Source organism: Pseudomonas sediminis (assembly GCF_002741105.1).
Lineage (GTDB): Bacteria > Pseudomonadota > Gammaproteobacteria > Pseudomonadales > Pseudomonadaceae > Aquipseudomonas > Aquipseudomonas sediminis.
The window spans coordinates 1-24287 of the sequence record NZ_NIQU01000013.1; the positions used below are offsets into that span (position 1 = coordinate 1).

The 24287-nt window shown below is 62.6% G+C and carries 21 protein-coding genes; 14 read left to right on the plus strand and 7 right to left on the minus strand.

Annotated features, from left to right (window positions below; genetic code table 11):
* Positions 1-666 precede the first annotated feature (666 nt).
* Together CDO35_RS22295 and CDO35_RS22300 are read right to left on the minus strand one after the other, a co-directional pair.
* Positions 667-1890: a CaiB/BaiF CoA transferase family protein gene (locus CDO35_RS22295; RefSeq protein ID WP_099526748.1), complete on the minus strand. Its 1224-nt coding sequence runs from the start codon at positions 1888-1890 to the stop codon at positions 667-669.
* Positions 1891-1948: 58 nt separating this feature from the next.
* Entirely contained in the window at positions 1949-3127 is a 1179-nt protein-coding gene (locus CDO35_RS22300; protein ID WP_099526749.1) for an acyl-CoA dehydrogenase, read from the minus strand.
* Positions 3128-3306: 179 nt separating this feature from the next.
* On the opposite strand from CDO35_RS22300, the gene CDO35_RS22305 reads away from it, so the two are divergent.
* The 9 genes from CDO35_RS22305 (at position 3307) to CDO35_RS22345 (ending at position 11384) form a co-directional block, all read left to right on the plus strand.
* The gene (locus CDO35_RS22305; RefSeq protein ID WP_099526750.1) at positions 3307-4203 is read left to right on the plus strand and encodes a LysR family transcriptional regulator; all 897 of its coding nucleotides are present in this window, start codon (positions 3307-3309) and stop codon (positions 4201-4203) included.
* A 467-nt stretch (positions 4204-4670) separates the two neighbouring features.
* A complete protein-coding gene (locus tag CDO35_RS22310; protein ID WP_099526751.1) occupies positions 4671-5792 on the plus strand; it encodes a Re/Si-specific NAD(P)(+) transhydrogenase subunit alpha in 1122 nt (373 codons plus the stop codon).
* 11 nt (positions 5793-5803) lie between these two features.
* Positions 5804-6118: an NAD(P) transhydrogenase subunit alpha part 2 gene (locus tag CDO35_RS22315; protein ID WP_058171402.1), complete on the plus strand. Its 315-nt coding sequence runs from the start codon at positions 5804-5806 to the stop codon at positions 6116-6118.
* Positions 6119-6120: 2 nt separating this feature from the next.
* Complete coding sequence (locus tag CDO35_RS22320) at positions 6121-7557, plus strand: NAD(P)(+) transhydrogenase (Re/Si-specific) subunit beta (RefSeq protein WP_099526752.1); 1437 nt, start codon at positions 6121-6123, stop codon at positions 7555-7557.
* Positions 7558-7915: 358 nt separating this feature from the next.
* Positions 7916-8131: a DUF1127 domain-containing protein gene (locus tag CDO35_RS22325; RefSeq protein WP_099526753.1), complete on the plus strand. Its 216-nt coding sequence runs from the start codon at positions 7916-7918 to the stop codon at positions 8129-8131.
* A 224-nt stretch (positions 8132-8355) separates the two neighbouring features.
* Complete coding sequence (locus tag CDO35_RS22330) at positions 8356-8559, plus strand: DUF1127 domain-containing protein (RefSeq protein WP_099526754.1); 204 nt, start codon at positions 8356-8358, stop codon at positions 8557-8559.
* 83 nt (positions 8560-8642) lie between these two features.
* A complete protein-coding gene (locus CDO35_RS22335) occupies positions 8643-8966 on the plus strand; it encodes a DUF2388 domain-containing protein (protein WP_099526755.1) in 324 nt (107 codons plus the stop codon).
* Positions 8967-9111: 145 nt separating this feature from the next.
* Positions 9112-9432 (plus strand): DUF2388 domain-containing protein, encoded by a 321-nt coding sequence (locus tag CDO35_RS22340; RefSeq protein ID WP_099526756.1) that lies wholly within the window; start codon positions 9112-9114, stop codon positions 9430-9432.
* Positions 9429-11384, plus strand: coding sequence for a DUF7844 domain-containing protein (locus CDO35_RS22345; protein WP_099526757.1), 1956 nt, complete (start codon positions 9429-9431; stop codon positions 11382-11384). Before CDO35_RS22340 ends, CDO35_RS22345 begins: the two co-directional genes overlap by 4 nt.
* A gap of 29 nt (positions 11385-11413) precedes the next feature.
* Here the strand turns inward: CDO35_RS22345 and CDO35_RS22350 are convergent, their stop codons facing one another.
* Positions 11414-11818, minus strand: a complete 405-nt coding sequence (locus CDO35_RS22350; RefSeq protein ID WP_099526758.1) for a GFA family protein — start codon at positions 11816-11818, stop codon at positions 11414-11416.
* 107 nt (positions 11819-11925) lie between these two features.
* Between CDO35_RS22350 and CDO35_RS22355 the strand changes: the two genes are divergently transcribed.
* Positions 11926-12792, plus strand: a complete 867-nt coding sequence (locus CDO35_RS22355) for an AEC family transporter (protein WP_243699129.1) — start codon at positions 11926-11928, stop codon at positions 12790-12792.
* A gap of 4 nt (positions 12793-12796) precedes the next feature.
* Here CDO35_RS22355 and CDO35_RS22360 read toward each other — a convergent pair whose 3' ends face one another.
* Positions 12797-13537, minus strand: coding sequence for a substrate-binding periplasmic protein (locus CDO35_RS22360; protein WP_099526760.1), 741 nt, complete (start codon positions 13535-13537; stop codon positions 12797-12799).
* A 188-nt stretch (positions 13538-13725) separates the two neighbouring features.
* Here CDO35_RS22360 and CDO35_RS22365 point away from each other — a divergent pair, with 188 nt between their 5' ends.
* Together CDO35_RS22365 and CDO35_RS22370 are read left to right on the plus strand one after the other, a co-directional pair.
* On the plus strand, positions 13726-14856 hold the full coding sequence (locus tag CDO35_RS22365) for a PilT/PilU family type 4a pilus ATPase (protein WP_099526761.1): 1131 nt from the start codon (positions 13726-13728) through the stop codon (positions 14854-14856).
* 87 nt (positions 14857-14943) lie between these two features.
* Complete coding sequence (locus CDO35_RS22370) at positions 14944-16584, plus strand: Na/Pi cotransporter family protein (RefSeq protein WP_099526762.1); 1641 nt, start codon at positions 14944-14946, stop codon at positions 16582-16584.
* 1 nt (position 16585) lies between these two features.
* Here the strand turns inward: CDO35_RS22370 and CDO35_RS22375 are convergent, their stop codons facing one another.
* From CDO35_RS22375 to CDO35_RS22385, 3 genes are all read right to left on the minus strand, one after another.
* Positions 16586-18094 (minus strand): uracil permease, encoded by a 1509-nt coding sequence (locus CDO35_RS22375; RefSeq protein WP_041975370.1) that lies wholly within the window; start codon positions 18092-18094, stop codon positions 16586-16588.
* 114 nt (positions 18095-18208) lie between these two features.
* Positions 18209-20767: a TRAP transporter permease gene (locus CDO35_RS22380; protein WP_099526763.1), complete on the minus strand. Its 2559-nt coding sequence runs from the start codon at positions 20765-20767 to the stop codon at positions 18209-18211.
* Positions 20768-20916: 149 nt separating this feature from the next.
* A complete protein-coding gene (locus CDO35_RS22385) occupies positions 20917-21888 on the minus strand; it encodes a TAXI family TRAP transporter solute-binding subunit (RefSeq protein WP_099526764.1) in 972 nt (323 codons plus the stop codon).
* A 171-nt stretch (positions 21889-22059) separates the two neighbouring features.
* On the opposite strand from CDO35_RS22385, the gene CDO35_RS22390 reads away from it, so the two are divergent.
* On the plus strand, positions 22060-23088 hold the full coding sequence (locus tag CDO35_RS22390) for an AraC family transcriptional regulator (protein ID WP_099526765.1): 1029 nt from the start codon (positions 22060-22062) through the stop codon (positions 23086-23088).
* 191 nt (positions 23089-23279) lie between these two features.
* Positions 23280-24281 carry an LLM class flavin-dependent oxidoreductase gene (locus CDO35_RS22395; RefSeq protein ID WP_099526766.1) on the plus strand — a complete coding sequence of 334 codons (1002 nt, stop codon included), beginning with the start codon at positions 23280-23282 and terminating at the stop codon, positions 24279-24281.
* Positions 24282-24287 lie beyond the last annotated feature (6 nt).

The following is a 24287-nucleotide window of genomic DNA, read 5'->3' on the forward strand; positions in this document are numbered from 1 at the left end:
TTGCATGTGTTAGGCCTGCCGCCAGCGTTCAATCTGAGCCATGATCAAACTCTTCAGTTCAATACTGCTTGGGTTTTGAGAAAACCCTAAACTTGGCTCAGCAATCGCAAATAAACTCTCGAATTCACGAGTGTTACTTGTGATGCTGATAATCAATTGACTATCAGTCTTACCTCACAAGCACCCACACGAATTGCTTGATTCAGTTGTTAAAGAACAGTTGGTTAAGCTTTTCGTCTCAACCGAGGCCGCGCATTCTACAGCAGCCTTACTACCTGTCAAGCTGTTTTTCGAATTTGTTTCCAGAGAAACTTCTTTCTACTCAACCACTTGCGCCTTCGATCCGAACTTCTTCTCTCCAGCGGGAGGCGCATTCTACAGCGTTCAAAACCGCTGTCAACACCTCTTTTCTACCGCTTTCGATCCATTCGACCGAACCACCAACAGGACTAAACCACCACCCTGTCGACCGGCGCGCATTCTACACGCCAGATCCAGCTTTGCAAGCCCTTCGCTCAACTTAACTTATTGATTAATAAGAAGTTTTTGAAGCGCTTCATCGCTGAAGTGGCGCGCATTCTACATGAGCACGACGAGCTGTAAACCCCTGACATGCAAATAATTGCGTAAATCGGAGCAACTACTCTCCCGCCTATATATAGAGGCTCAGAGAACCCCTGCCTCGCGTAACTCGGCAATCTGCGCTTCACTCATGCCGAGCAACCTCTGCAGCAGGCTATCGGTGTGCTGGCCCAGCAGTGGCGGAGCCGAACGATAGGCCACCGGTGTAGCGGATAGGCGCAGCGGACTGGCGACCTGCGGAGTAGAACTCCCCAACGCATTGGGCAGATCGAGACGCAACCCTCGCGCCTGAACCTGAGGGTCGGCGAACACCTGCTGCAGATCATTGATCGGCCCACAGGGTACGCCGGCCTTTTCCAGCAGCTCGATCCACTGCGCCGTGGTCTTGAATACCGTGGCCTGGCGCAGTAGCGGGATCAATTCAGCACGGTGCGCGACACGCGCCTTGTTGGTGACGAAGCGCGGGTCATCGGCAAGGTTCGCAATACCCGCCACCTCGCAGAACTTTCGGAACTGTCCGTCGTTACCCACAGCAAGGATGAAGTTGCCATCGGCACTGGGGAAGTCCTGATAGGGCACGATATTGGGATGGGCGTTGCCCAGACGCCTCGGTGATACACCTGTCGTCAGGTAGTTCATGGCTTGGTTGGCCAGACAGGCGACCTGCACATCAAGCAACGCCACATCTATATGCTGACCTATACCCGATTGCTCACGCTGATTCAGCGCAGCCAGCACACCTACGGTGGCATACAGCCCGGTGAGGATATCGGTCAGCGCCACGCCGACCTTCATCGGTCCGGCACCCTCTTCATCTTCCGGCCGCCCGGTCAGACTCATCAGACCACCAAGCCCCTGGATCATGAAGTCGTAACCCGCGCGCTTGGCATAGGGCCCGGTCTGACCGAAACCAGTAATGGAGCAGTAGATCAGCCTTGGGTTGATCACTTTCAGCGACTCGTAGTCGAGCCCATAAGCCGCCAGGCCGCCGACCTTGAAGTTCTCCAGCAGCACATCGCACTGCGCGACCAGCTCACGCACCAGGCGCTGGCCTTCGGGTTGGGTGAAATCGAGAGTCAGCGACTGCTTGTTGCGATTGGCACTCTGGAAGTAAGCCGCCTCACGCGAATCGTTACCCTCGGCATCCTTTATATAGGGAGGCCCCCAATGCCGGGTGTCGTCGCCCGAGCCCGGTCGCTCGACCTTGATCACCTCGGCACCCAGGTCACCCAGGATCTGCCCGCACCAAGGGCCGGCCAGTACGCGGGACAGATCGAGCACGCGGATATGGGAAAGGGCGCCAGACATGGAGATTCTCCGCAGGGTGCGCCACGCGCACCATGGATCGTAAGAAAGGCGTGCGCCCTTAGAAGAAGGCCTGTATGCCGGTCTGAGCGCGACCGAGGATCAGTGCATGCACATCGTGCGTGCCTTCATAGGTATTAACCACTTCGAGGTTGACCAGGTGGCGGGCGATGCCGAACTCGTCGCTGATGCCATTGCCGCCCAGCATGTCGCGCGCCATGCGGGCGATATCCAGCGCCTTGCCGCAACTGTTGCGCTTCATGATCGAGGTGATCTCCACAGCGGCGGTGCCTTCGTCCTTCATCCGCCCTAAACGCAGACAGCCTTGCAGGGCCAGGGTGATCTCGGTCTGCATATCGGCCAGCTTCTTCTGAATCAACTGGTTGGCCGCCAGAGGGCGACCGAACTGATTGCGATCGAGCACGTACTGGCGCGCGGTGTGCCAGCAGAATTCGGCAGCGCCCAGCGCCCCCCAACTGATGCCATAGCGCGCAGAGTTCAGACAGGTGAACGGGCCGCGCAAGCCACGCACATCCGGGAAGGCGTTCTCTTCAGGGCAGAACACGTTGTCCATGACGATCTCGCCAGTGATCGACGCGCGCAGGCCGACCTTGCCATGAATCGCCGGAGCAGAGAGGCCTTCCCAGCCTTTTTCCAAGACGAAGCCGCGAATCTCGCCAGCATCATCCTTGGCCCAGACCACGAAGACATCAGCGATCGGGCTATTGGTGATCCACATCTTGCTGCCAGTCAGGCGGTAGCCGCCGTCGACCTTCTTGGCGCGGGTCACCATGGCGCCAGGGTCGGAACCATGATTCGGCTCGGTCAGGCCGAAGCAGCCGATGTACTCGCCGCTGGCCAGCTTGGGCAGGTACTTCTGCTTGGTCGCCTCGCTACCGAACTCATTGATCGGCACCATCACCAGCGACGACTGCACGCTCATCATCGAGCGGTAACCAGAGTCGATGCGCTCCACTTCGCGCGCGATCAGGCCGTAGCACACATAGTTCAGGCCACTGCCGCCGTAGGCTTCGGGGATGGTCGCTCCCAGCAAGCCGGTTTCGCCCATCTCACGGAAAATCTTCGGATCGGTCTGCTCATGACGGAAGGCTTCCAGCACACGGGGCGCCAACTTGTCATCGGCGAACTGCTGGGCGCTGTCGCGCACCATGCGCTCTTCTTCAGTCAGTTGCTGATCCAGCAGCAGCGGGTCGATCCAGTTGAAGCTTGCCTTGGCCATTACGAGAAACCTCGAAGCAGGGTGTGAGCGGTCGATCCAGCCGACCCGGAATTTCATTGATCCTAGGCCGGCTTCAGGCAATGGACAAACGCAGATTTTGCACAGACCTGTGCTTTTTGCTCACTTCGAGCTAGCTTAACCAGCCATAAATACCGCTCATGAGTGAGGCTTTTGCATCAATGCGTCGCAAGATCCCCAGCACCGCCGCCCTGGTCGCCTTCGAGTCGGCCGCTCGTCACCAGAGCTTCACCAAGGCGGCCGATGAGCTCAACCTCACGCAGAGTGCGATTTGCCGGCAAATCGGCGGACTGGAGAGCTTTCTCAATGTGGAACTGTTCCGTCGATCACGGCGCGGCGTAATCCTGACCGAAGCAGGCGTTGCCTACAGTCGCAAGGTCGCGGCACAACTCGATGCCGTGGAGCGCGACACCCTGGCACTGATGGGCACTCAGGGCACCACCAGCATCGAGCTGGCTGTGGTGCCGACCTTTGGCACCCAGTGGCTGCTCCCGCGCCTGCGTGCCTTTCAGCAGTTGCACCCGGAAGTGACAGTACACCTGACCAACCGCACCCGGCCCTTCCTGTTCGCCGACACCCACTTCGATGCAGCCATCTATTACGGTGATGCCGAGTGGTCAGGCACCGAGGCCCACTTTCTGATGCACGAACACTTGCTGCCGGTTTGCAGCCCGGCATTGCTGGGCGATACGCCTGCGACAGTCGAGCGCATCGCCGCGCTACCCCTGCTGCAACAAACCACCCGCCCATATGCGTGGCGCCAGTGGTTCGCCGCCCAGGGCATGAGCGTGGCTCGCGACATGACAGGCCCAAGACTGGAACTGTTTTCCATGCTGGCGCAGGCCGCTCAGCATGAAATGGGTATTGCACTGATCCCACCCTTCCTGATCCAGCGCGAACTGGAAGAAGGCAGCCTGGTGATTGCCTTCGACCGCGCCGTACCAAACAACGACCGCGCCTATTACCTGATGGTGCCGGAGCGCAAGGCCGAGTCTGCAGCACTGAAGGCCTTTCGAGATTGGCTTCTGGCCCAGGCCGACGCCTATCGAGACTCGTAACCATCGTCAGAGCAAGATCACTTTAGGCTCGAAGATAATAGATACGCCCAAGAAAAGAACCCGTAGCAAACAAACAGTCACACTACAAAGATTTTTCAGGAAAAGTGCATAGAGACCACTACTTTCGGGCTATAGCACTATTCTGAACGGATCGTTCGTTACTCTCCACACCCCTCCCAATTCGACCGGCGGTCGCCCTCCGCGTGACTACCTATACTGCCCTGCAAGCTGCGCAAAACGTGCTGCCGGCCTTAACCCGCGCGGGCTGCGGGCAGTATAAAAATCCCTTATAGACCCATTACTTGTAGTAATGCATTTTTTTTACTCCATAACTTCTTGTAAGGGTTTGCGTTCGATTGCACAATCGCCGCGCTCGCCACCTCCGGCGGGTTATGTGCTGATCCCCAATCGCCGGCGCGCCAGCGCAGTGCCCCGGTTCACAAAAAAGATCACGCAGGAGATTAGAAGTGCACATCGGTGTTCCTCTCGAAACCCATGCCGGGGAGACGCGGGTTGCCGCGACCCCAGAGACCATCAAGAAGCTGGTCGGCCAAGGTCATCAGGTGACCGTCCAGGCCGGCGCAGGCATCAGCGCCAGCATTCCAGACAGCGCTTACGAGGCCGCTGGCGCGACCATTGGCAACGACTCTGCCGCGTTTGGCGCAGACCTCGTGCTGAAGGTGGTCGCACCGACCGACGCCGAGCTTGCTCATATGAGAGTCGGAGCCGTGTTGGTTGGCATGCTCAACCCGTTCTGCAACGAGACCATCGCACGCATGAACGCTCGCGGCGTCACCGCCTTCGCCCTGGAGGCCGCACCGCGCACCTCTCGTGCGCAGAGCCTGGACGTACTGAGTTCGCAGGCCAATATCGCCGGCTACAAGGCCGTACTGCTGGCAGCCCATCACTATCCACGCTTCATGCCGATGCTGATGACTGCTGCCGGTACCGTTAAGGCCGCGCGTATTTTGATTCTCGGTGCCGGTGTTGCCGGTCTGCAGGCCATCGCCACGGCCAAGCGCCTGGGCGCAGTGATTGAGGCCTCCGATGTGCGTCCGGCAGTCAAAGAGCAGATCGAGTCGCTCGGGGCCAAGTTCGTCGACGTCCCGTTCGAGACCGACGAGGAGCGTGAGTGCGCGCAAGGCGTGGGCGGCTATGCCCGGCCGATGCCGCAGTCCTGGATGGAGCGTCAGGCCAAGGCCGTGCACGAACGCGCCAAGCAGGCCGATATCGTCATAACCACTGCACTGATTCCGGGCCGCAAAGCGCCGACGCTACTCCATGAGAGCACAGTGGCCGAAATGAAGCCCGGCTCCGTGGTCATCGACCTGGCCGCCGCCCAGGGCGGCAACTGCCCGCTGACCGAAGCCGACAAGGTGGTGGTCAAGCATGGCGTGACCTTCGTCGGCCACACCAACCTGGCTGCATTGGTGCCGGCAGACGCTTCCGCCCTGTACGCACGCAACCTGCTGGACTTCCTCAAGCTCGTGATCGACAAGGAAGGCCAGTTCCAGCTCAACCTCGAAGACGACATCGTCGCGGCCTGCCTGATGTGCAATGCCGGCGAAGTCGTGCGCAAGAACGGCTAAGGAGTAGGGACATGGATCTGATTTCCGACGGCATCTACAACCTGATCATCTTCGTGCTGGCCATCTATGTCGGCTACCACGTGGTGTGGAACGTCACCCCGGCCCTGCACACCCCGCTGATGGCCGTGACCAACGCCATTTCCGCCATTGTGATCGTCGGCGCCATGCTGGCCGCCGCGCTCACCGTCACCCCACTGGGCAAGACCATGGGCACCCTGGCCGTGGCACTGGCCGCAGTCAACGTGTTTGGCGGCTTCCTGGTCACCCGACGCATGCTGGAAATGTTCAAGAAGAAAGCGCCCAAGGCGCCTGTGGAGAAACACTGACCATGAGCATGAACCTGATCACTGTTCTCTACCTCGTCGCCTCGGTGTGCTTCATCCAGGCGCTCAAGGGCCTGTCGCACCCGACCACGTCGCGGCGCGGCAACCTGTTCGGCATGATCGGCATGGCCATCGCCGTGCTGACCACCGTCGGCCTGATCTACAAACTCGGCAGCGAGCTGGCCGTTCAGGGCCTAGGCTTCGTCATCGTAGGCCTGCTGGTCGGCGGCAGTGTCGGCACCATCATGGCCAAGCGCGTCGAGATGACCAAGATGCCGGAACTGGTCGCCTTCATGCACAGCATGATCGGCCTGGCGGCTGTGTTCATCGCCATTGCCGCTGTAGTCGAGCCGCAGTCGCTGGGCATCGTCGCCGCGCTGGGTGATGCGATTCCATCCGGTAACCGCCTAGAGCTGTTCCTCGGCGCCGCCATCGGTGCCATCACCTTCTCCGGTTCGGTGATCGCCTTCGGCAAGCTGTCCGGCAAGTACAAGTTCCGCCTGTTCCAGGGCGCGCCTGTCGTGTTCAAGGGGCAACACCTGGTCAACCTGGTGATCGGCCTGGCGATTCTCGGCCTGGGCCTTTACTACACCTTCACCGGTGACATCACGGCCTTCGCCGTGCTGGTAGCCCTGGCTTTCGTCATCGGCGTACTGATCATCATCCCTATCGGTGGCGCCGATATGCCAGTGGTGGTGTCGATGCTCAACAGCTACTCGGGTTGGGCGGCTGCCGGTATAGGCTTCTCGCTGAACAATTCGATGCTGATCGTCGCAGGGTCCCTGGTCGGTTCTTCGGGTGCCATCCTCTCGTACATCATGTGCAAGGCGATGAACCGTTCGTTCTTCAACGTCATCCTCGGTGGCTTCGGCGCCGATGCAGATGCCGGTGCAGCCAGCGGCAGCCAGGAGCAACGCAGCGTGAAGTCGGGCTCTTCCGACGACGCCGCCTTCCTGCTGACCAACGCCGACACAGTGGTCATCGTGCCCGGTTATGGTCTGGCCGTGGCCCGCGCCCAGCACGCACTGATGGAGCTGGCCGAGAAACTGACCCACCGTGGCGTGACTGTTAAGTACGCGATCCACCCGGTCGCCGGCCGTATGCCGGGCCACATGAACGTGCTGCTGGCCGAGGCCGAGGTGCCTTACGAGCAGGTGTTCGAGATGGAGGACATCAACTCCGAGTTCGGTCAGACCGACGTGGTGCTGGTGCTCGGCGCCAACGACGTAGTCAACCCGGCAGCGAAGAACGATCCGAAGTCGCCGATCGCCGGTATGCCGATCCTCGAGGCCTACAAAGCCAAGACCGTAATCGTCAACAAGCGCTCGATGGCCAGCGGCTATGCCGGTTTGGACAACGAACTGTTCTACATGGACAAGACCATGATGGTCTTCGGCGATGCCAAGAAGGTCATCGAAGACATGGTCAAAGCCGTGGAATAAGCCCTGACCAGTCAGACAGGAAACCCGGCCATGCGCCGGGTTTCCTGTTTATGAAGCCAGCAAAAAAGCTGATTTTCAGGTCAATCATCGCAACAGATCAATTCCAAACTGTACTGCTTTAAATACCAAGATAAACGGGTTGCACCCAGTGAATAATCTCGCAAAAAACGGTTGCACCCAGTCTTTTCACTTATGGCAAGTACAGTTATATCGATTCCTGACCGAACAGTTACAAAGCAACCTATCTAATAGCACAACAATTTCATTCAGCTGTGACTACTGAGCCATCACTGCGCTCGGGATAATTTGCCCATCGAAAGCAAACACCAGCGCCGCCACAAGCGGAAGGATGACCACCATGGAACGTACCCTCAGTTCCGCCCTGCTCCAAACCCACAGTGTTGCCAGCGACAAATCGGCCTGGCTGCTCCGCACTATCGCCACCCTCAGCACGTGGCAGCGCCGCATCGTCAGCCGTCGTCAACTGGCTCGACTGGATGCCCGCCTGCTCGCTGACGCCGGCATCAGTGAAAATCAGCGTTACGTCGAACTGCAGAAGCCGTTCTGGCGTTAACACCCTCTCTTTGCTCCATCCCAAGTTGGGATCTTCTGAGAGCTCCACCGTCTCTGCTGCGGTGGGGCTTTCGTTTTATCTGCAACAGTCATCGCCATGGCGAGCAGTACAGTTGCCATAAACCTTCCACTGCCCCCGCACAATTCCCTCCGTTTGTATCTGCTCGTTCGCGAGCGCTTGCGACACCATGAGCTGCCACCCTTGTCTCTCGACAGGAACACGCCATGGACCGCACTCACAAACCACTCTCACACCCTGCATACAACAAGCCCCTGCACTGGCTCGGCTTCTACTCGACGCTCCGTCAATGGCAGCGCAACCGCCGTACCCGTCGACAGCTGGCGCTGCTCACCGAGCAACCACTGGCTGACGCCGGCATCAGCACAGCTGAGCGTGAACAGGAACTGGCCAAGCCGTTCTGGCGCTGAGCCAGTAATGGAGCCAGGAATGCCGTTGGGCTAAGCTGCGGATGCGGGCAGAACAGCGTCCCGCACTACCGGAGTAAGCCCATATGCACCTGAACAAATTCCTGATTGCAGCGCTTCTGTCATTAGGGCTGGCAGGTACCGCCTACGCCAGCAGCCTGGTCGCGACCACTGATACCCTGGGAGCAGCCCTGGCCGGCACCGTCGAGGGCACATCGGACGCGACCAGCTCGCTGCGCGACATGAAACAGCTGCGCGCGGCCCGTGATGACGCCGCCAGTTTCGTCGCCAGTGATGGGGCGATCCGCAGCGCGCGGCTCGAGGCGGCCCTGGCGTATATCCGCCGTCACGACAGCGAGCTGGCGACAGCGGATGACCTGGCCCTGGCTCAGGCCATCCTCAGCCTGTGAAAACTTTGCACACGTCTATCGATCAGCTCGCTGCTGACCGGTGCTGCCTGGCCCCGTAAACTTCGTCTACCTGCCTGGTCGCGGGGAACCGCGCCGGCCTGTCCGCGTCAAATCGTCCGTTCTGCAGTTCTCGGAGCTACTTATCATGCGTCGTTCATTCGTCATCGCCGTCGCCGCCTGTGCCCTATTAAGCGGCATCGCCCAGGCGCAATCCGTGGTCGCCACCAGCAACATCGTGGTGCGCGCCCTGGATCGCAGCATCAACTTCACGTCCGACACCACCACCTCGCTGCGCGACATGAAAGCCGTGGTGCAGGCCCGTGACGATGCGGCCAGCTTCGTCGCCAGTGCCGGTGAGATTCGCGGCGCACAACTGGAAGCCGCGCTACAGACCATCCGCCAGCAGCTGCCACAAGCGCAGACCGCCAGCGATCTGCAACTGGCCGAAGCTATTCTCGCTCTGTGATCCGCATCGCCGCCTGGTGCTGCGTCGCGCTGCTGGCGATTGCCGCAGGCGGCGCCCAGGCGCAGTTGCGTCTGGATCTGGACGGCAGCGATCTTGATCCTGCCGAACGCCAGGCGAGCCAGACCCTGCTTGACGAGGCCGTGGCGGCATTGCCCCCGCGCTTCGTCCAGCATCTGGACCGTGAAGTGAAGGTCCGCTGGCGCACAGCAATGCCCGCAGAGGTCTACGGCCAGGTCGGGCGCTTCAGCGGTATTGAACTCAACGCCGAACTCCTGCCGAAGCTGGTCGATGGCTCAGCAGCAGAGAATCGTACCGGTCGCCCGCACGGCACCGAGCGCCAGGAATTACTGGCCACTCTGCTGCACGAGCTGACCCACCTGTACGACCGCGCCCGCCTCTGGCCTGCGAGCGATCACCGCCACATCAGCCAATGCCGACAGCGCGCCAACTCGGTAGGCCTGGTAGGGCTGCCAGAGGATTGCCGTGGCCAGACCGAGCGCCGCTTCACCCTCAGCGATGACCCGCGCCTGCTCGATCTGGCCGGCTGGCAGCAACGTGTCGGCCAACGTGGCGCGCGCGATCTGAACAACGGCCAGGTCGCACGCAGCCCGGACAGCTACGAGCTGACCAACCCGCTGGAATTCGTCGCGGTCAACCTCGAATACTTTCTGCTCGACCCCAGCTATGCCTGCCGCCGCCCCTCGCTGGCGCGCTACTTCCGCGAGCACTTCGACTGGGCGCCCTCCAGCGAGGCCTGCGCCACCGACTATCCCTACCTCAATGCCGGGCGCGACTTCGCCTTGCAGCCACTGGGACGACTCGATCCTGAGCGCGTGTATGAAGTCGACTACCTGCTCGCCGAGGCCAACGATGCCTGGATGAGCCGCTGGGGTCACAGCATGCTGCGTCTGGTGGTCTGCGCACCGGGCCGGCCGCGTGGCCCGGACTGCCGCCTGGATCTCGAGCACCATCTGGTGCTTTCCTACCGCGCCTTCGTCGGCGACCTGCAACTGTCGAGCTGGGACGGCCTGACCGGCGTCTATCCATCACGCCTGTTCGTTCTGCCGCTGGAGCAGGTGATCGACGAATACACCAAGGTCGAGCTACGCAGCCTGGCCTCGGTGCCGCTGCGCCTGTCGCGCGACGAGGTCGAGCAACTGGTGGCACGCGCTGCCGAACAGCATTGGAGCTATGACGGCGACTACTACTTCGTCTCCAACAACTGCGCGGTGGAAACCCTCAAGTTGCTGCGCAGCGGCACCGACAATCCACGCCTGCATGCACTCGACAGCATCCTGCCCAACGGCCTGCTGGAATTGATGGATGCCCGCGGCTTGGCTGATACCACCGTGCTCGACGATCCGCGCGAGGCGCTACGCCTGGGCTATCGCTTCGACTCCTTCCGCGAGCGTTACCAGGCCATGTTCAAGGTGCTGCGAGAACGCTTGCCGATCACTCAGGACAGCGTCGAAACCTGGCTGGAACAACCAGCCGAAACGCGGCGCAACTGGTTCGCCCAGGCCGACCTGCGCGCCAGCGCCGCCCTGCTGCTGCTGGAGCAGGCCGCGCTGCGCCGGCAGCTGCTGCTGGCTCAGGACGAACTCAAGCGCCGCTACCTCACAGGCCGTGCAGCTGGAGACCCGAGCCTGAACAAGGCCGGTGCCGCGCTGGAGCAAATTCTCGCCAACAGTGGCTTCCTCAGCCGCCCGGCCGAACTGCTCGAAGGTGGCTACGGCTTGCCACAACAGCAGGAATGGGAGCGTCTCGAGGCCAGCAGCCGTGACCGCCAGCAGCAGCTGCGCCAGCTCAGCGACGAGCTCGACGGGGAAGTACGCAACCTGCTGCAACCCGAGCGCCTGGCCGAACTGGAAGCCAACGAGGCCAACCTGGTCGCCCTCGGCGAGCATCTGCGGGCCTTGCACAAGGCCAGTGGCGGGCTCGAACTGCCCTAGATTCGCGAGCGAGACTTCGGCTCAAGGCACTAGGGAATGATCTCCTGATCTTCTTCCGGCAATTGCGGATCGACCCTCAACCACGGTAGCCGGCTGCCCACCCAGATATGCCGATCCGCCGGAGCCTGTTCCGGCTCGTCCAACGTGGCGACGGTCACGTCCAGCGTGTGCGGGCTGAGCGAAGTGAACAGCGCCAGATGTGCGCCGCAGTCCGCACAGAAATAACGCGTACAACTGGCCGACGACTTGAAAGCCTTCGGCGTGCCGCTTAACCAGCGAAACGTCTCATGGGGCACGGTGACCCAGGTGGTGAGAATCCCGCCCGTGCTCCGCCGGCAGATCGAGCAGTGGCAATGAGCGATGTCCTCCAGCGGCGCATTGATCTGATAACGCAGCGCACCGCACTGGCAGCCACCCTGATGTTCAGACTTCATCCCGCCTCCGCCTTGCATTGCCCCGCGCCGCTGACCAAGATAGGCGCTCACCACCACCGGGGGTTCCCGTGATAGACCTGTTGCTGGCCCTGTGGCCGCTGTTCGCCATGATAGTCGCCGGCTACTGGCTGCGCCTGCGCGAGTTCCCCAGCGAGGCCTTCTGGCCGGGCGCCGAGCGCCTCAATTACTTCATCCTGTTCCCTGCCCTGCTGTTCTCTAGCCTGGCCCGTGCGCCGTTGAACAACCCCGCCTTGCCGCGCCTGGCGCTTGCGGTGCTGCTCGGCCTGGGCATCGCCTGGCTGGCACTGCTGCTGGTGCGCCGCTTGCGCGGCTGGCCCGCTGGGCGTTTTGGCGCCTTCACTCAGGGCATCCTGCGGTTCAACACCTATTTGGGCCTGGCCGCAGTCGGCAGCCTTTTCGGCCAGGAAGGCCTGACCCTCGCCGCGCTGATGCTGGCCTTGATGGTACCGACGGTGAACGTGTTGTCGGTCTGGTCGCTGACGGCCGAACGCGGCATCAGCGCACGCAGCCTGCTGCTGCCGATCATCAAGAACCCACTGATCCTCGCCTGCGTCGGCGGAGCGCTGTTCAACCTCACGGGTATCGGCCTGCCGGGTGGCAGCGACCGCCTGCTCAACCTGCTGGCTGCTGCCAGCCTGCCGCTGGGCCTGCTCTGTGTGGGTGCCGCACTCAAGCCAGAGCAACTGGGCGGAGAAATCCCGGCGCTGACCTGGAACAGCGCGCTACGCCTGCTGGCCATGCCACTGCTGGCCTGGGGCGTGGCCTGGGCGCTGGCATTGCCGGCGATGGAGAGCGCAGTGCTGGTGCTGTTCTTCGCTCTGCCCACCGCCCCTACGGCCTATGTGCTGACTCGCCAACTCGGCGGCGACAGCCAGTTGATGGCCGGCATCATCACCCTGCAGACGTTGCTGGCAGCGGGTAGTCTGGTGGCGATCATGATGATGCTGGCGTGAGCCGCTACTGCGCATAACTCTCGATCAGCCGCTGATATTCTCCGCGTGCCTTGAGCGTTTCGAGCCCGCGGTTGAACCGCTCGATCAACTCGGCAGAGCGCGGATGCTGTCGCGAAACGATGAAGTGCAGCGTACTGCTCTGAAACGGCACTCGTGAGCGATGAAACTGCTGCATATCGGCACCGGTAGCGCGTAAGGCGCTACCTCCCAGGTGGCGGTCGGCGATGAACAGGTCGTCACGCTTGAGCAACAACAACCGCGCACATTCCTGCAGCCCCAACGGAGAATGCCGACGCAACACGCCCTGATCGAGCAGTTGCTGAATCGCCGCTGGCGGTTGCCAGCCCAGCGGATAACAGACCTGTCGACCAGTCATGGCGGACAGATCAGCGACCTCGATGTGATCACCGGCTCGGCTGAAGATGTACTGCTCGGCCACATAAATGGGCGCCGAATAGAGAAACTCCGCCTCGCGCTCGGCAGAGCGGACGTAGGGAAAGGTGGCATCGTAGTCACCGCGCTTGGCTTTCAGATAACCGCGATTCCAGGGCAACCAGTCGAGCGTGATCGCCGTGCCCTGCTCGGCCAATGCCGCACGCACCACCTGGGTAAGCATGCCTTGGCCGGGCAGGGCCTTGCCGGTGAATGGTGCATAGTCGTCACCGGTAGCCAGGTGCAACACCTCCGCTCGCACCGATGCGCACAACAGCAGGCCCAGCAGAGCCGCCCCCCAGAATCCCACCATCAATCTCCAATAACAGGCGTGCATGCGCCTTACAAACCCTGATCATTGACTCTCGCTTTCGCGAGCCAGGCTGTCCAGTGCAACCCGGCTATAGGGCGACAATTCGTCCCGTTCTCTTGATACGGAACAAGAGGCATTGCAAGACCACGACTATCCTTGCCGCATCACCAGCTAACAGCGACACGCCGATGACCGACACCAGCAGCACCGATCAAGCCGACGTTTTCCCCTACCTGCAGCTGATGCATCAACATGCCGGCTCGGACCTGTTCTTCAGCGTCGGCGCGCCGCCGCACATGAAGGTCGAAGGGCATAGCCAGCCCGTCGGCCAGCGCATCATGAAGGCCGGTGAGGTGCAGCAGCTGGCCTATCAACTGATGACGCAGAAGCAGATCGCCGAGTTCGAACGCGACCTGGAGATGAACCTGGCCGTCAGCCTGCAGGGCGCCGGACGCTATCGGGTCAACGTCTATTACCAACGCGGCGAAGTGGCCATGGTGGTGCGCCTGATCAAGAGCGAGATCCCTGGTTTCGAGGCGCTCGGTCTACCCAAGCTGCTGGAGAAACTGGCCATGCAGGACCGCGGGCTGATCCTGGTCACCGGCGCAGCCGGCTCGGGCAAGTCCACCACCCTGGCGGCGATGCTGGATTTTCGCAATCACCACAAGAGCGGGCATATCGTCTGCATCGAAGACCCCATCGAGTTTCTCCACAGCCATCAGCGCTCGATCATCGACCAGCGTGAGGTCGGCCTCGATACCCACAGCTTCGATGACGCCCTGCGCAACGTGCTGCGTGAAGCACCGGACGTGATCATGCTCGGCGAAATCCGCGACGCCGCCACCATGCAGCACGCCCTGCACTACGCCGAAACAGGCCATTTGTGCGTCGCCACCCTGCATGCCACCAGCAGCAGCCACGCCATCGAACGCATCGCCCGCTTCTTCCCCGACGACGCCCGCAAACAGGTACTGGCCGACGTGGCGCACAATCTGCTCGCGGTGATCGGCCAACGCCTGGTGCCGGGCATCGAGCAGAAGCGCGTCGCAGCGATTGAGCTGCTGCTGGGCACGCCCTATATCCGCGATCTAGTCCAGCGCGACGAGCTGGATGAACTGCGCGAGGCCATCGCACGAGCCGCCGAGCAGGGTTTGCAGACCTTCGACCAGCATCTGTTCGCCCTGCTCGAGGCCGGACGCATCAGCCTGGCCGAAGCGCTCAAGTTCGCCGACTCGCGTACCGACCTCAGCCTCAAGTTCAAACTCGAGCGCGGCTTCTCCGCCGACGAGGCCGAACTCAAGGTGCTGCGCGACGGTTGACTGGCTTTCTGAATGATTTCGGCCGATGCTCATCTATACAGGCCGAAACCATAACCTCTAATCGGCCGTCTTTCAGGGGGCCGATTTATGCTGACCCTGCTGCATTTGCTGTCAGCCATTGCCCTGTTGGTCTGGGGCACACACATCGTACGTACCGGCATCCTGCGCGTGTTTGGTTCACAACTGCGCAAGGTGCTCAGTCACAACATCGGTCGTCGGCCGCTGGCGTTCGTCGCCGGCATCGGCGTCACGGCGCTGGTGCAGAGCAGCAACGCCACCGCGCTGCTGGTCACCTCCTTCGTCGCTCAGGGCCTGATGGCACTGGCGCCGGGGCTGGCGATCATGCTCGGGGCCGACGTCGGCACCGCGCTGATGGCACGCGTGCTGACCCTCGACCTGAGCTGGCTCAGCCCGCTGCTGATCTTCCTCGGGGTGATCTTCTTCCTCTCGCGACGGCAGACCCGAGCAGGACAACTCGGCCGCGTGGCCATAGGCCTCGGGCTGATGCTGCTGGCGTTGGAGTTGATCGTTGCCGCCGCCACGCCGATCACCGAGGCACGTGGGATTCGCGTGCTGTTCGCATCGTTGACCGGCGATCTGTTGCTCGATGCCCTGGTCGGCGCGATGTTTGCCCTGCTCACCTATTCCAGCCTCGCAGCGGTGCTGCTCACCGCGACCCTGGCTGGCGCCGGGCTGATCAGCCTGCCGGTGGCCATCGGGCTGGTGATTGGCGCCAATATCGGCAGCGGCCTGCTGGCCTTTCTTACCAGCAGCCTGCAGAACCCAGCCGGGCGCCGCGTGGCACTGGGCAGCCTGATCTACAAGCTGATCGGGCTGTTGCTGGTACTGCCCGTACTGCAACCACTGGCCGATTGGCTGGACAGCCTGAACTGGCGCCCGGCGGAGCTGGTGATCTTTTTCCACCTGCTCTACAACAGCCTGCGCGCGGTACTGATGTTGCCCAGCGTCGGGCTGATGGCGCGCTTCTGCAACTGGCTGCTGCCGGACCGAGCCGACGATAGCGGCATCGCCCGACCACGCCACCTCGACCCGACAGCACTGGCCACGCCGAGCCTGGCGCTGGCCAACGCCGTGCGTGAAACCCTGCGCGTGGGCGACAAGATCGAAGCCATGCTCAACCGTCTGCTACCGGTGCTGGAGCAGAACCAGCCAGCACTGAACAAGGAGCTGCGCAGCCTCAATGACGATGTCGCCAGTCTCTGTCGCGCGGTCAAACTCTATCTCGCGCAGATCCCGCGAGAAGCGCTGAGCGAGCATGACAGCCGGCGCTGGGCGGAGATTCTCGAACTGGCGGTCAACCTCGAGCAGGCCGGCGATCTGATCGAGCGCATGCTCGGCAAGATCCAGAACGAGAAGACTGCGCAACGCCGGGCCTTCTCCGAAAAGGGGCTGGAGGAGCTCACCAGCCTGCACGGACAACTGATGGCCAACCTGCGCCTGGGCCTGAACGTGTTCCTCAGCGCCGACCACGCCAGCGCCAGCCAGCTGCTGCGCGAGAAGCGCCGCTTCCGCGCACAGGAGCGACGCCTGGCCCACGCCCATATCGGCCGTCTGCAACGTCAAGTGGTGCAGAGCATCGAAACCAGCTCCCTGCACCTGGAGCTGATCGCCGACATGAAGCGGCTCAACTCGCTGTTCTGCGCCAGCGCCTACGTGGTGCTAGAGGGCGGCGAAACCGGCGCCCTCAAGCTCGAAGGCGGCGAATGACTCAGTCGGCGCCGGTCACGCGCTCGGGCTCGGCCGGCTCGACGCCGCGCCAGGCGTACCAAGCGAAGAACAGCGCCATCAGCAGATAGCCGTGAACGAAGTCTGGCGCCGCGTACCACGCCAGCTTCGGCGCGTGCATCAGGCCGACGAAAGCCATGGCCGCCGCCACCAGGGCGAAGGTGGTGGCCTGGCGGAACTGGCGATCGATCACCGCCACGCACATCGCGCCCAGCAGGATGGCGCTGAACATGGCGCCCTGCCCTAGCGCGCCGATGGCGCTGGAAATACCCTCGACCACTTCGGGTGCACCACGGTTGAAACGCGTCGCCAGGTAGTTGGCGAAGTAAGGCAGCATTGCCAGGGCGACCGCCGGGTAGTAACGGGCGTGGTTGCTGTTGAACGCGGTGGCGATCATCGACATGCCGACGAACACCAGGATCGGCGCCACCACCGATACCGGGATCAATGCGGCGATGAAGGCGATCAGACCGAACATGGTCGCCAGACCGTACACCGCGCCATTGAGCAGGCTGTAACCGCGCCCGGCACCCATCCACTTCGAGCCCACGGTGGCGATGTACACGGTGGTCGGGAACACGCCGCCGAACAGCGCACCGAGCGAGGTGCCGAGCCCATCCACGGCCTGGCATTCGCGCACGCTGTAGCTGTCACCGGCGGCGCTCATGGCCTCGACGTTGTTCATGGTCTCGATGGCGTTGTACAGGGTGATCGGCAGGATCACCGTCATCAGCGCCAGCAGGCTGGTGAACAGCAGGCCCAGGCCTTCGTACCAGGCCAGGTTGGGCAGCAGCGGGTAGAAACCCAGGTGGGTGAAGGCATCGCTGAACTTGCCGCCGTCAGCCGCGCCGATCAGGTAGGCCAGCGCGGTGCCGACGACGATGGCGAACAGCGAGGCCGGCAGACGGAATGGCATGCTCACCCGCGCCACCAGGCCGACGATGGTGATGGCCAGCACCAGCAGGCCGATCACCGGAATTTCCAGAGTCTTGAACAGCATTTCCCCAGCGATGAAGGTCAGTGCCACCCCGGCCACCGCACCGAGCATGGCCGCACGCGGCAGATGACGCTGCACCCAGTTGCCGATCAGGCTGATGGCGGCCTCGATCAGACCACTGATGAAGCACGCGGCCACCGCCACCTTCCACGCAAGTTCGGCATCGCCGGTGAGATTCTTCGCCGGCAGCAGCACGCCGAACAGGAAGACGAACATCACCGGTGTACTGATGCCGTAGGACAGCGCCGTCACGTCGGCACGGTTCTCCTTGCGCGCCAGTCGCGCGGCACTAAAGGCGTAGTAGAAGTTGCCGGCCATCACCGCCACCGCCGCGCCTGGCAACACCTGACCGAACACGATCTCGGCAGGAAAACCCATGCCCAGCATGCTGATGGCGATGATCACGAAGTTGGCGATGTTGTTCTGAAACAGGGCGAAAAAGGCGTCGGTGTCTTCCTTCTTGTACCAGGGATAGTGCACGCGTGGCGTCGACATGACTGGCTGAGTCCTTGTTGTCTGAATGGTCAGGTCGGCGAGTCTAGCAACCCGTCGCCGGGGCATAAACGAACAAGGCAGCCGAAGCTGCCTTGTTGGAGGTCGAGACGCGCGCTATGTACGCTGCGCGACCAGACGACGGCGCTGCAGCAGCACGACCAGGCCGAACAGCAGGAAGCCCGGAATCCACATCAGTTCCTTGATCCAGCGGTCGGTCGGTGCCCGCACGCTGAGGATCTGCTGATCGAACTCCAGGCCAGCGTCGGCGGCCAGGCTGCCGAAGGTGACGCTGTCCACCAGCACCTTGTCGCCTTCCTCATAGAGGTTCAGGCCAAGCTTCTCCAGGCGCGCCTGGCCCGAAGCGCCATCCGGCACCGGCAGCAGCACGGTGAACTCACGCGGGTCGCCCACGGCGTTCTCGCCGAGAATACGCAGGCGCAGCGAGCTGCCGTCCTCTACCCCATCGAGCGCTTGCGCCAGCTCGGCCGGCGGCACTTCCTGATAAGGATCGTGCAGCATGTCCATCCAGAAGCCGGGACGGAACAGGGTGAACGCCACCAACAGCAGCAGCACGCTCTCGTACAGGCGGCTGCGCACCAAGAAGAAACCCTGGGTGCCAGCAGCGAATATCAGCATGGCGATGGTCGCCACGATGAAGATGATCACGCCGTGCCAGAAGTCGACGTCGATCAGCAGCAGGTCGGTGTTGAAGATGAACAGGAACGGCAGCGCTGCGGTACGCAGGCTGTAGAAGAACGCCACGATACCGGTCTTGATCGGATCGCCCTTGGACACCGCGGCCGCGGCGAACGAGGCCAGTCCCACCGGCGGGGTCACGTCGGCCATGATGCCGAAGTAGAAGACGAACAGGTGCACCGCGATCAGCGGCACGATCAAGCCATTCTGCTGCCCCAGCGCCACCACCACCGGCGCCAGCAGGCTGGACACCACGATGTAGTTGGCAGTGGTCGGCAGGCCCATGCCGAGGATCAGGCTGAACACCGCCACCAGCATCAGCATCAGCAGCAGGTTGCCCATCGACAGCAGCTCGACCAGGTCGGCCAGCACCAGGCCAACACCCGTCTGCGAAACCGCACCGACGATGACACCGGCCGCCGCGGTGGCGATACCGATGCCGATCATGTTGCGGGCGCCAGCTATCAGGCCTTCACGCAGGTCGACCACGCCATCGATGAAGCTGCCATGGTCATGGCTGCCATCGCGGCGCATCCAGCTCAGCAACGGGCGCTGGGTGAGCAGGATGATGATCAGCATCACGCTGCCCCAGAAGGCCGACAGGCCGGGCGACAGACGCTCGATCATCAGGCACCAGACCAGCACCACTACCGGCAGCAGGAAATGCAGGCCCGAGAGCAGCACCGCGCGGGTCTGCGGCAGTTCTTCCAGCGGCGCATTGGGGTCTTCCGGCGGCAGTACCGGCACACTGGCGGCGACTTTCAGCAGCGCCAGGTAGACCACCGCGAGCAGAGCGCCGATCACCGGCAGGGCATATTCGCCGAGCGCCGGCTTGAGCCAGCCGAGGCCGTAGTAGACCGCCAGCGACAGACCGCTGATCAGCGCTGCACCGAAGGCGAAGCCGGTCAGGCGACGCAGCCAGGGCTTGGGCTGATGGCCGCCAATGGGCTGCAGGCCGAGCTTGAGCGCCTCGAGATGGACGATGTAGAGCAGCGCGATGTAGGAAATCGCGGCAGGCAGGAAGGCATGCTTGATGATCTCGACATAGGGCATGCCGATGTATTCGACCATCAGGAAGGCCGCAGCCCCCATCACCGGCGGCATGATCTGGCCGTTGACCGAAGAGGCCACTTCCACCGCGCCGGCTTTCTCCGAGGAGAAGCCGGTACGCTTCATCATCGGAATGGTGAAGGTGCCGGTGGTCACCACGTTGGCGATCGACGAGCCGGAGATCATCCCGGTCAGGCCGGAAGCCAGCACCGCCGCCTTGGCGGGACCACCACGAAAGTGGCCGAGCATGCTGAATGCCAGCTGGATGAAGTAATGCCCGGCACCCGCGCGCTCGAGCAACGCGCCGAACAATACGAAGAGGAACACGAAGCTGGTGGATACGCCCAGGGCGATACCGAACACGCCCTCGGTGGTGATCCACTGGTGGTTGGCCAGCGCGTTGAAGCTGACCCCGCGATGCGCCAGCAGGCCGGGCATGTAGGGGCCGGCCAGGCTGTAGACGAGAAACACCAGGGCGATGATCGCCAGGGGTGGGCCAAGCGCGCGGCGCGTGGCTTCCAGCAGCAGCGGGATACCGATGCAGGCGGCGACCAGGTCGCCCGTGGTCAGGCTGCCAGGGCGCAGGGCCAGCTGCTGGTAGAAGATGAACAGATAAGCGGCACTGGCAGCAGCGACCAGACCTAGGGCGATATCCAGCAGCGGTACGCGATCACGTGGCGATCTCTTGAATGCCGGATAGGCGAGGAAGGCCAGCAGCAGGGCGAACGCCAGGTGAATGGCGCGGGTCTGGGTATCGTTGAGTACACCAACGCCGAAGATGAACGGCAGTGGTGAGGCGATCCACAATTGGAACAGCGACCAGAGCAAGGCAAGGCCGGTGATCACCTGAGCCATCGGGCCGACGGGCATACGCGCGCCGACATCCTGGGCGATCAGTTCCTCGGTGGAAAGTTGCTTGTCATGCATGGGGCGAACCTGCATTCGAGTAATCGGAGAACGGCAAAACCCGCGGGCCTGCGCCTGCGGGTTTGTTTAACACTAGAAGCGAATCGAGTGATGCGCCTGGCGACGCATCACTAATGGCCCTGGCGGATCGACCGGCAGAGCCAGAGGGCTTACAGCCAGCCGCGTTCCTTGTAGTAACGCTCGGCGCCCTCGTGCAGCGGGGCAGTCAGACCGACCTTGATCATGTCCTCTTCCTTCAGGTCAGCGAAGGCCGGGTGCAGACGCTTGAAGCGATCGATGTTGTCGAATACCGACTTGACCAGTTGGTAGACCACTTCCGGGTCAGCCTTGGCGCTGGTGGACAGCACGGCCTTGCCGCCGATGGACGGAGTCGGCTGATCGTTGCCCTTGTACAGACCGCCAGGGATGTCGGCCTTGGTGTAGTAGGTCTTCTCGGCCAGCAGCTTGTCGATCTCGGCGCCGGTCACCGGAACCAGGACGGCGTCGGTGGTGGTGGTGGCTTCCTGGATCGCGCCGTTGGGATGACCGACGAAGTAGGTCATGGCGTCGATATTGTTGTCGCCCAGAGCACTGGCCTGTTCAGCCGGCTTCAGCTCGGCAGCCAGGGCAAAGGCGGACCGATCCCAGCCTTTGACGGCCATGATCTCTTCCAGAGTGTCACGCTGGCCGGAACCCGGGTTGCCGACGTTGACGCGCTTGCCCTTGAGGTCGTCGAAGCTGGTGATGTTGGCGCTACGACGGGCGAGGACGGTGAACACTTCGCTCTGCAGCGAGAACACCGCGCGGATGTCGCTCATTGCACCTTCGGCTTCGAACGGCGCAGCGCCGTTAAGGGCCTTGAACTGGTGGTCGGACTGCATGATGCCGAAGTTGAATTCGCCGCTGCGAATGCCATTGACGTTGGCCACGCCGCCGCCACTGGCTGGCGCGTTGCACTTGATACCGTGCTCAGCCGAGCCACGGTTGAGGAAACGGCAGATGGACTGGCCGGCAACGTAATAGACGCCTGTCTGGCCGCCGGTGCCGATGGTGACGAATTTTTCTTCAGCCTGTGCCGTACCACTCAGGGCAGTGCCCGCGAGTGCAGCGGACAGGACCCATGCCAAGGATTTGCCTTTCATGGGAAATCTCCTTTTTTCTGTTGTTTTGAGCGAGCGTGCCTTGTGAGCGACGTCCGGGAGGGAAGTCTAACCGCTCAGGACGAATATGCACGCCTTGTTGGCCAATCGGTCGTAACCGCTTATGTGAGGCGCGGGCTATCGCCCATTCCCGGCATTGGGCAGAATCGGCCAATGCCCAACGCCCTTCACGAATCCGCGCAGGCCTCGGTCAGCGCCAGCCTGACCCAGGCCGTACTGCATGCAGCCAGCCGCCTCGGCCTCGACCGTCAGGCGCTGCTCAGTGCCTGTGGCCTGACTGACGAGCACCTGGCCGACCCCGACGCACGCATCCCGTTCAGCGTCCAGCAGACGCTATGGCATGAGCTGGATTTACACCTGCCGCATCCAGAACCCGGCCTGCTGCTGGGACGTAACCTGACTCCCGGCCCCTTCAGCGTGCTCAGCTATCTGCTGCAGAGCAGTGCCACTCTGGGCGATGCGCTGAACGCCGCACTGCGCTATCAACGTCTCGGTGGCGAGGGCGGCGAGCTGCATATCGAGACGCGCGACGACAGCCTGTTGCTGCTGTACCGCCCGCTGCATCCGCAGCATCCGGCGACCCGCATCCGTGTACTGGCGATGCTGGCCTGCTGGGTGCAGATGACCACGCCGCTGCTCGACGGCTTCCATTTGCTCGGCGCGCAATTTCGTCACGATGCACCGGACGACCTCGGGCCCTATCAAGATGTATTCGCCTGCCCCCTGCAGTTCGCCAGCAGCGATTACGCCATCGCCCTGCCCCGCGCGCTGTGCCAGAGGCCCCTTATGCAGGCCAGCCTGCCGCTGCAGCAACTGCTGCGTCAACATGCCGAGACCCTGCTCGCCCGCCTGCCCAGTGCCAGCCTGAGCGCGCGGGTCATCGGCCAGCTCGGCGAACAACTGGCGCATGGCGAGCCCGACCGCGCCGAACTGGCCCGTGCGCTGAACCTGAGCGAACGCACCCTGCAGCGAAGGTTGGCCGAAGAGGGTTGCAGCTACCAGCAACTGCTGGCCGACACACGTCGCCAACTGGCCGAACAACACCTGCGCGACGGCCGCCTGCCAGCGGCGGAAATCGCCCTGCTGCTGGGTTACTCCGAGCCCAGCGTGTTCTTCCGTGCCTTCCGCCAATGGACCGGCCTGACGCCTGGCGAGTACCGCACCCAGCACGCCGCTGGCTGAGTCGCAGGCTCGTTCGCCAACACGGCTATGCGCGAGCCATGTGGCCCCATCATGGCCAGGCAGCCCGGACCGTAAACGGTCGCCACGGTATCAGCGCATCACCTGCGTCGATGATGACTATGCCTGCGCCTGGCGTGCCAGCCTGAACCCGAGAGGTTAGAGTAGCCGGCCACGCAACGAGGAGACTCCCTATGAGCCGACTGGCCTCCATCAAGCTCTCCACCCTCGATCTGGCGCCGATTCGCGACGATGGCGATGCCGCTCAAGCCCTGCACAATTCGCTGGCGCTGGCTCGCCACGTCGAGAGCCTCGGCTTCGAAAGATTCTGGGTGGCCGAGCACCACAACATGGACGGCATCGCCAGCTCCGCCACCTCCGTGCTGCTCGGCTACCTGGCCGCCGGCACCTCGAAGATCCGCCTTGGTTCTGGCGGGGTGATGCTGCCCAACCATGCGCCGCTGGTGATCGCCGAACAGTTCGGCACCCTGGCCACGCTCTACCCCGGACGAATCGAGCTGGGTCTGGGTCGCGCGCCCGGCGCCGATCAGTACACCGCCCATGCCCTGCGCCGCAGCCGTGATGGCAGCGCCGACGACTTCCCCAATGACGTCGAAGAACTGCAGGCCTACCTCGGCCCGCGCCAGGAAGGACAGCGGGTGATCGCCATGCCTGGCGCAGGGACCAATGTGCCGATCTGGTTGCTCGGCTCCAGCCTGTTCAGCGCTCAGCTGGCCGGAATGAAAGGCCTGCCCTATGCCTTCGCCTCGCACTTCGCACCACGCTACATGCACGAGGCGGTGCGCACCTACCGCAACCACTTCCGCCCCTCGGCAGTGCTGGACAAACCCTACGTGATGCTCGGCGTACCGTTGCTGGCAGCCGATAGCGACGAGCAGGCGCAATACCTGGCCACCTCCGCGTTCCAGCGCATCCTTGCGCTGATCCGTGGCCAGAGTCTGGTGCAGCGCAAGCCGGTGCCAAGCATGGACGGCCTATGGCTGCCGCACGAACGTCAGGCAGTCGGCGAGTTCTTCGGCCTGGCTACCATCGGTGGGCCGCAGACCGTGCGCCAGCGCCTGGAACAATTGCTGGAGCAGACCGAAGCGGACGAGCTGATCTTCACCTGCGACATGTACGACTTCGCCGACCGCCTGCACGCCTTCGATATCCTCGCCGAGCTGAAGAACGGTTGAAGGCGA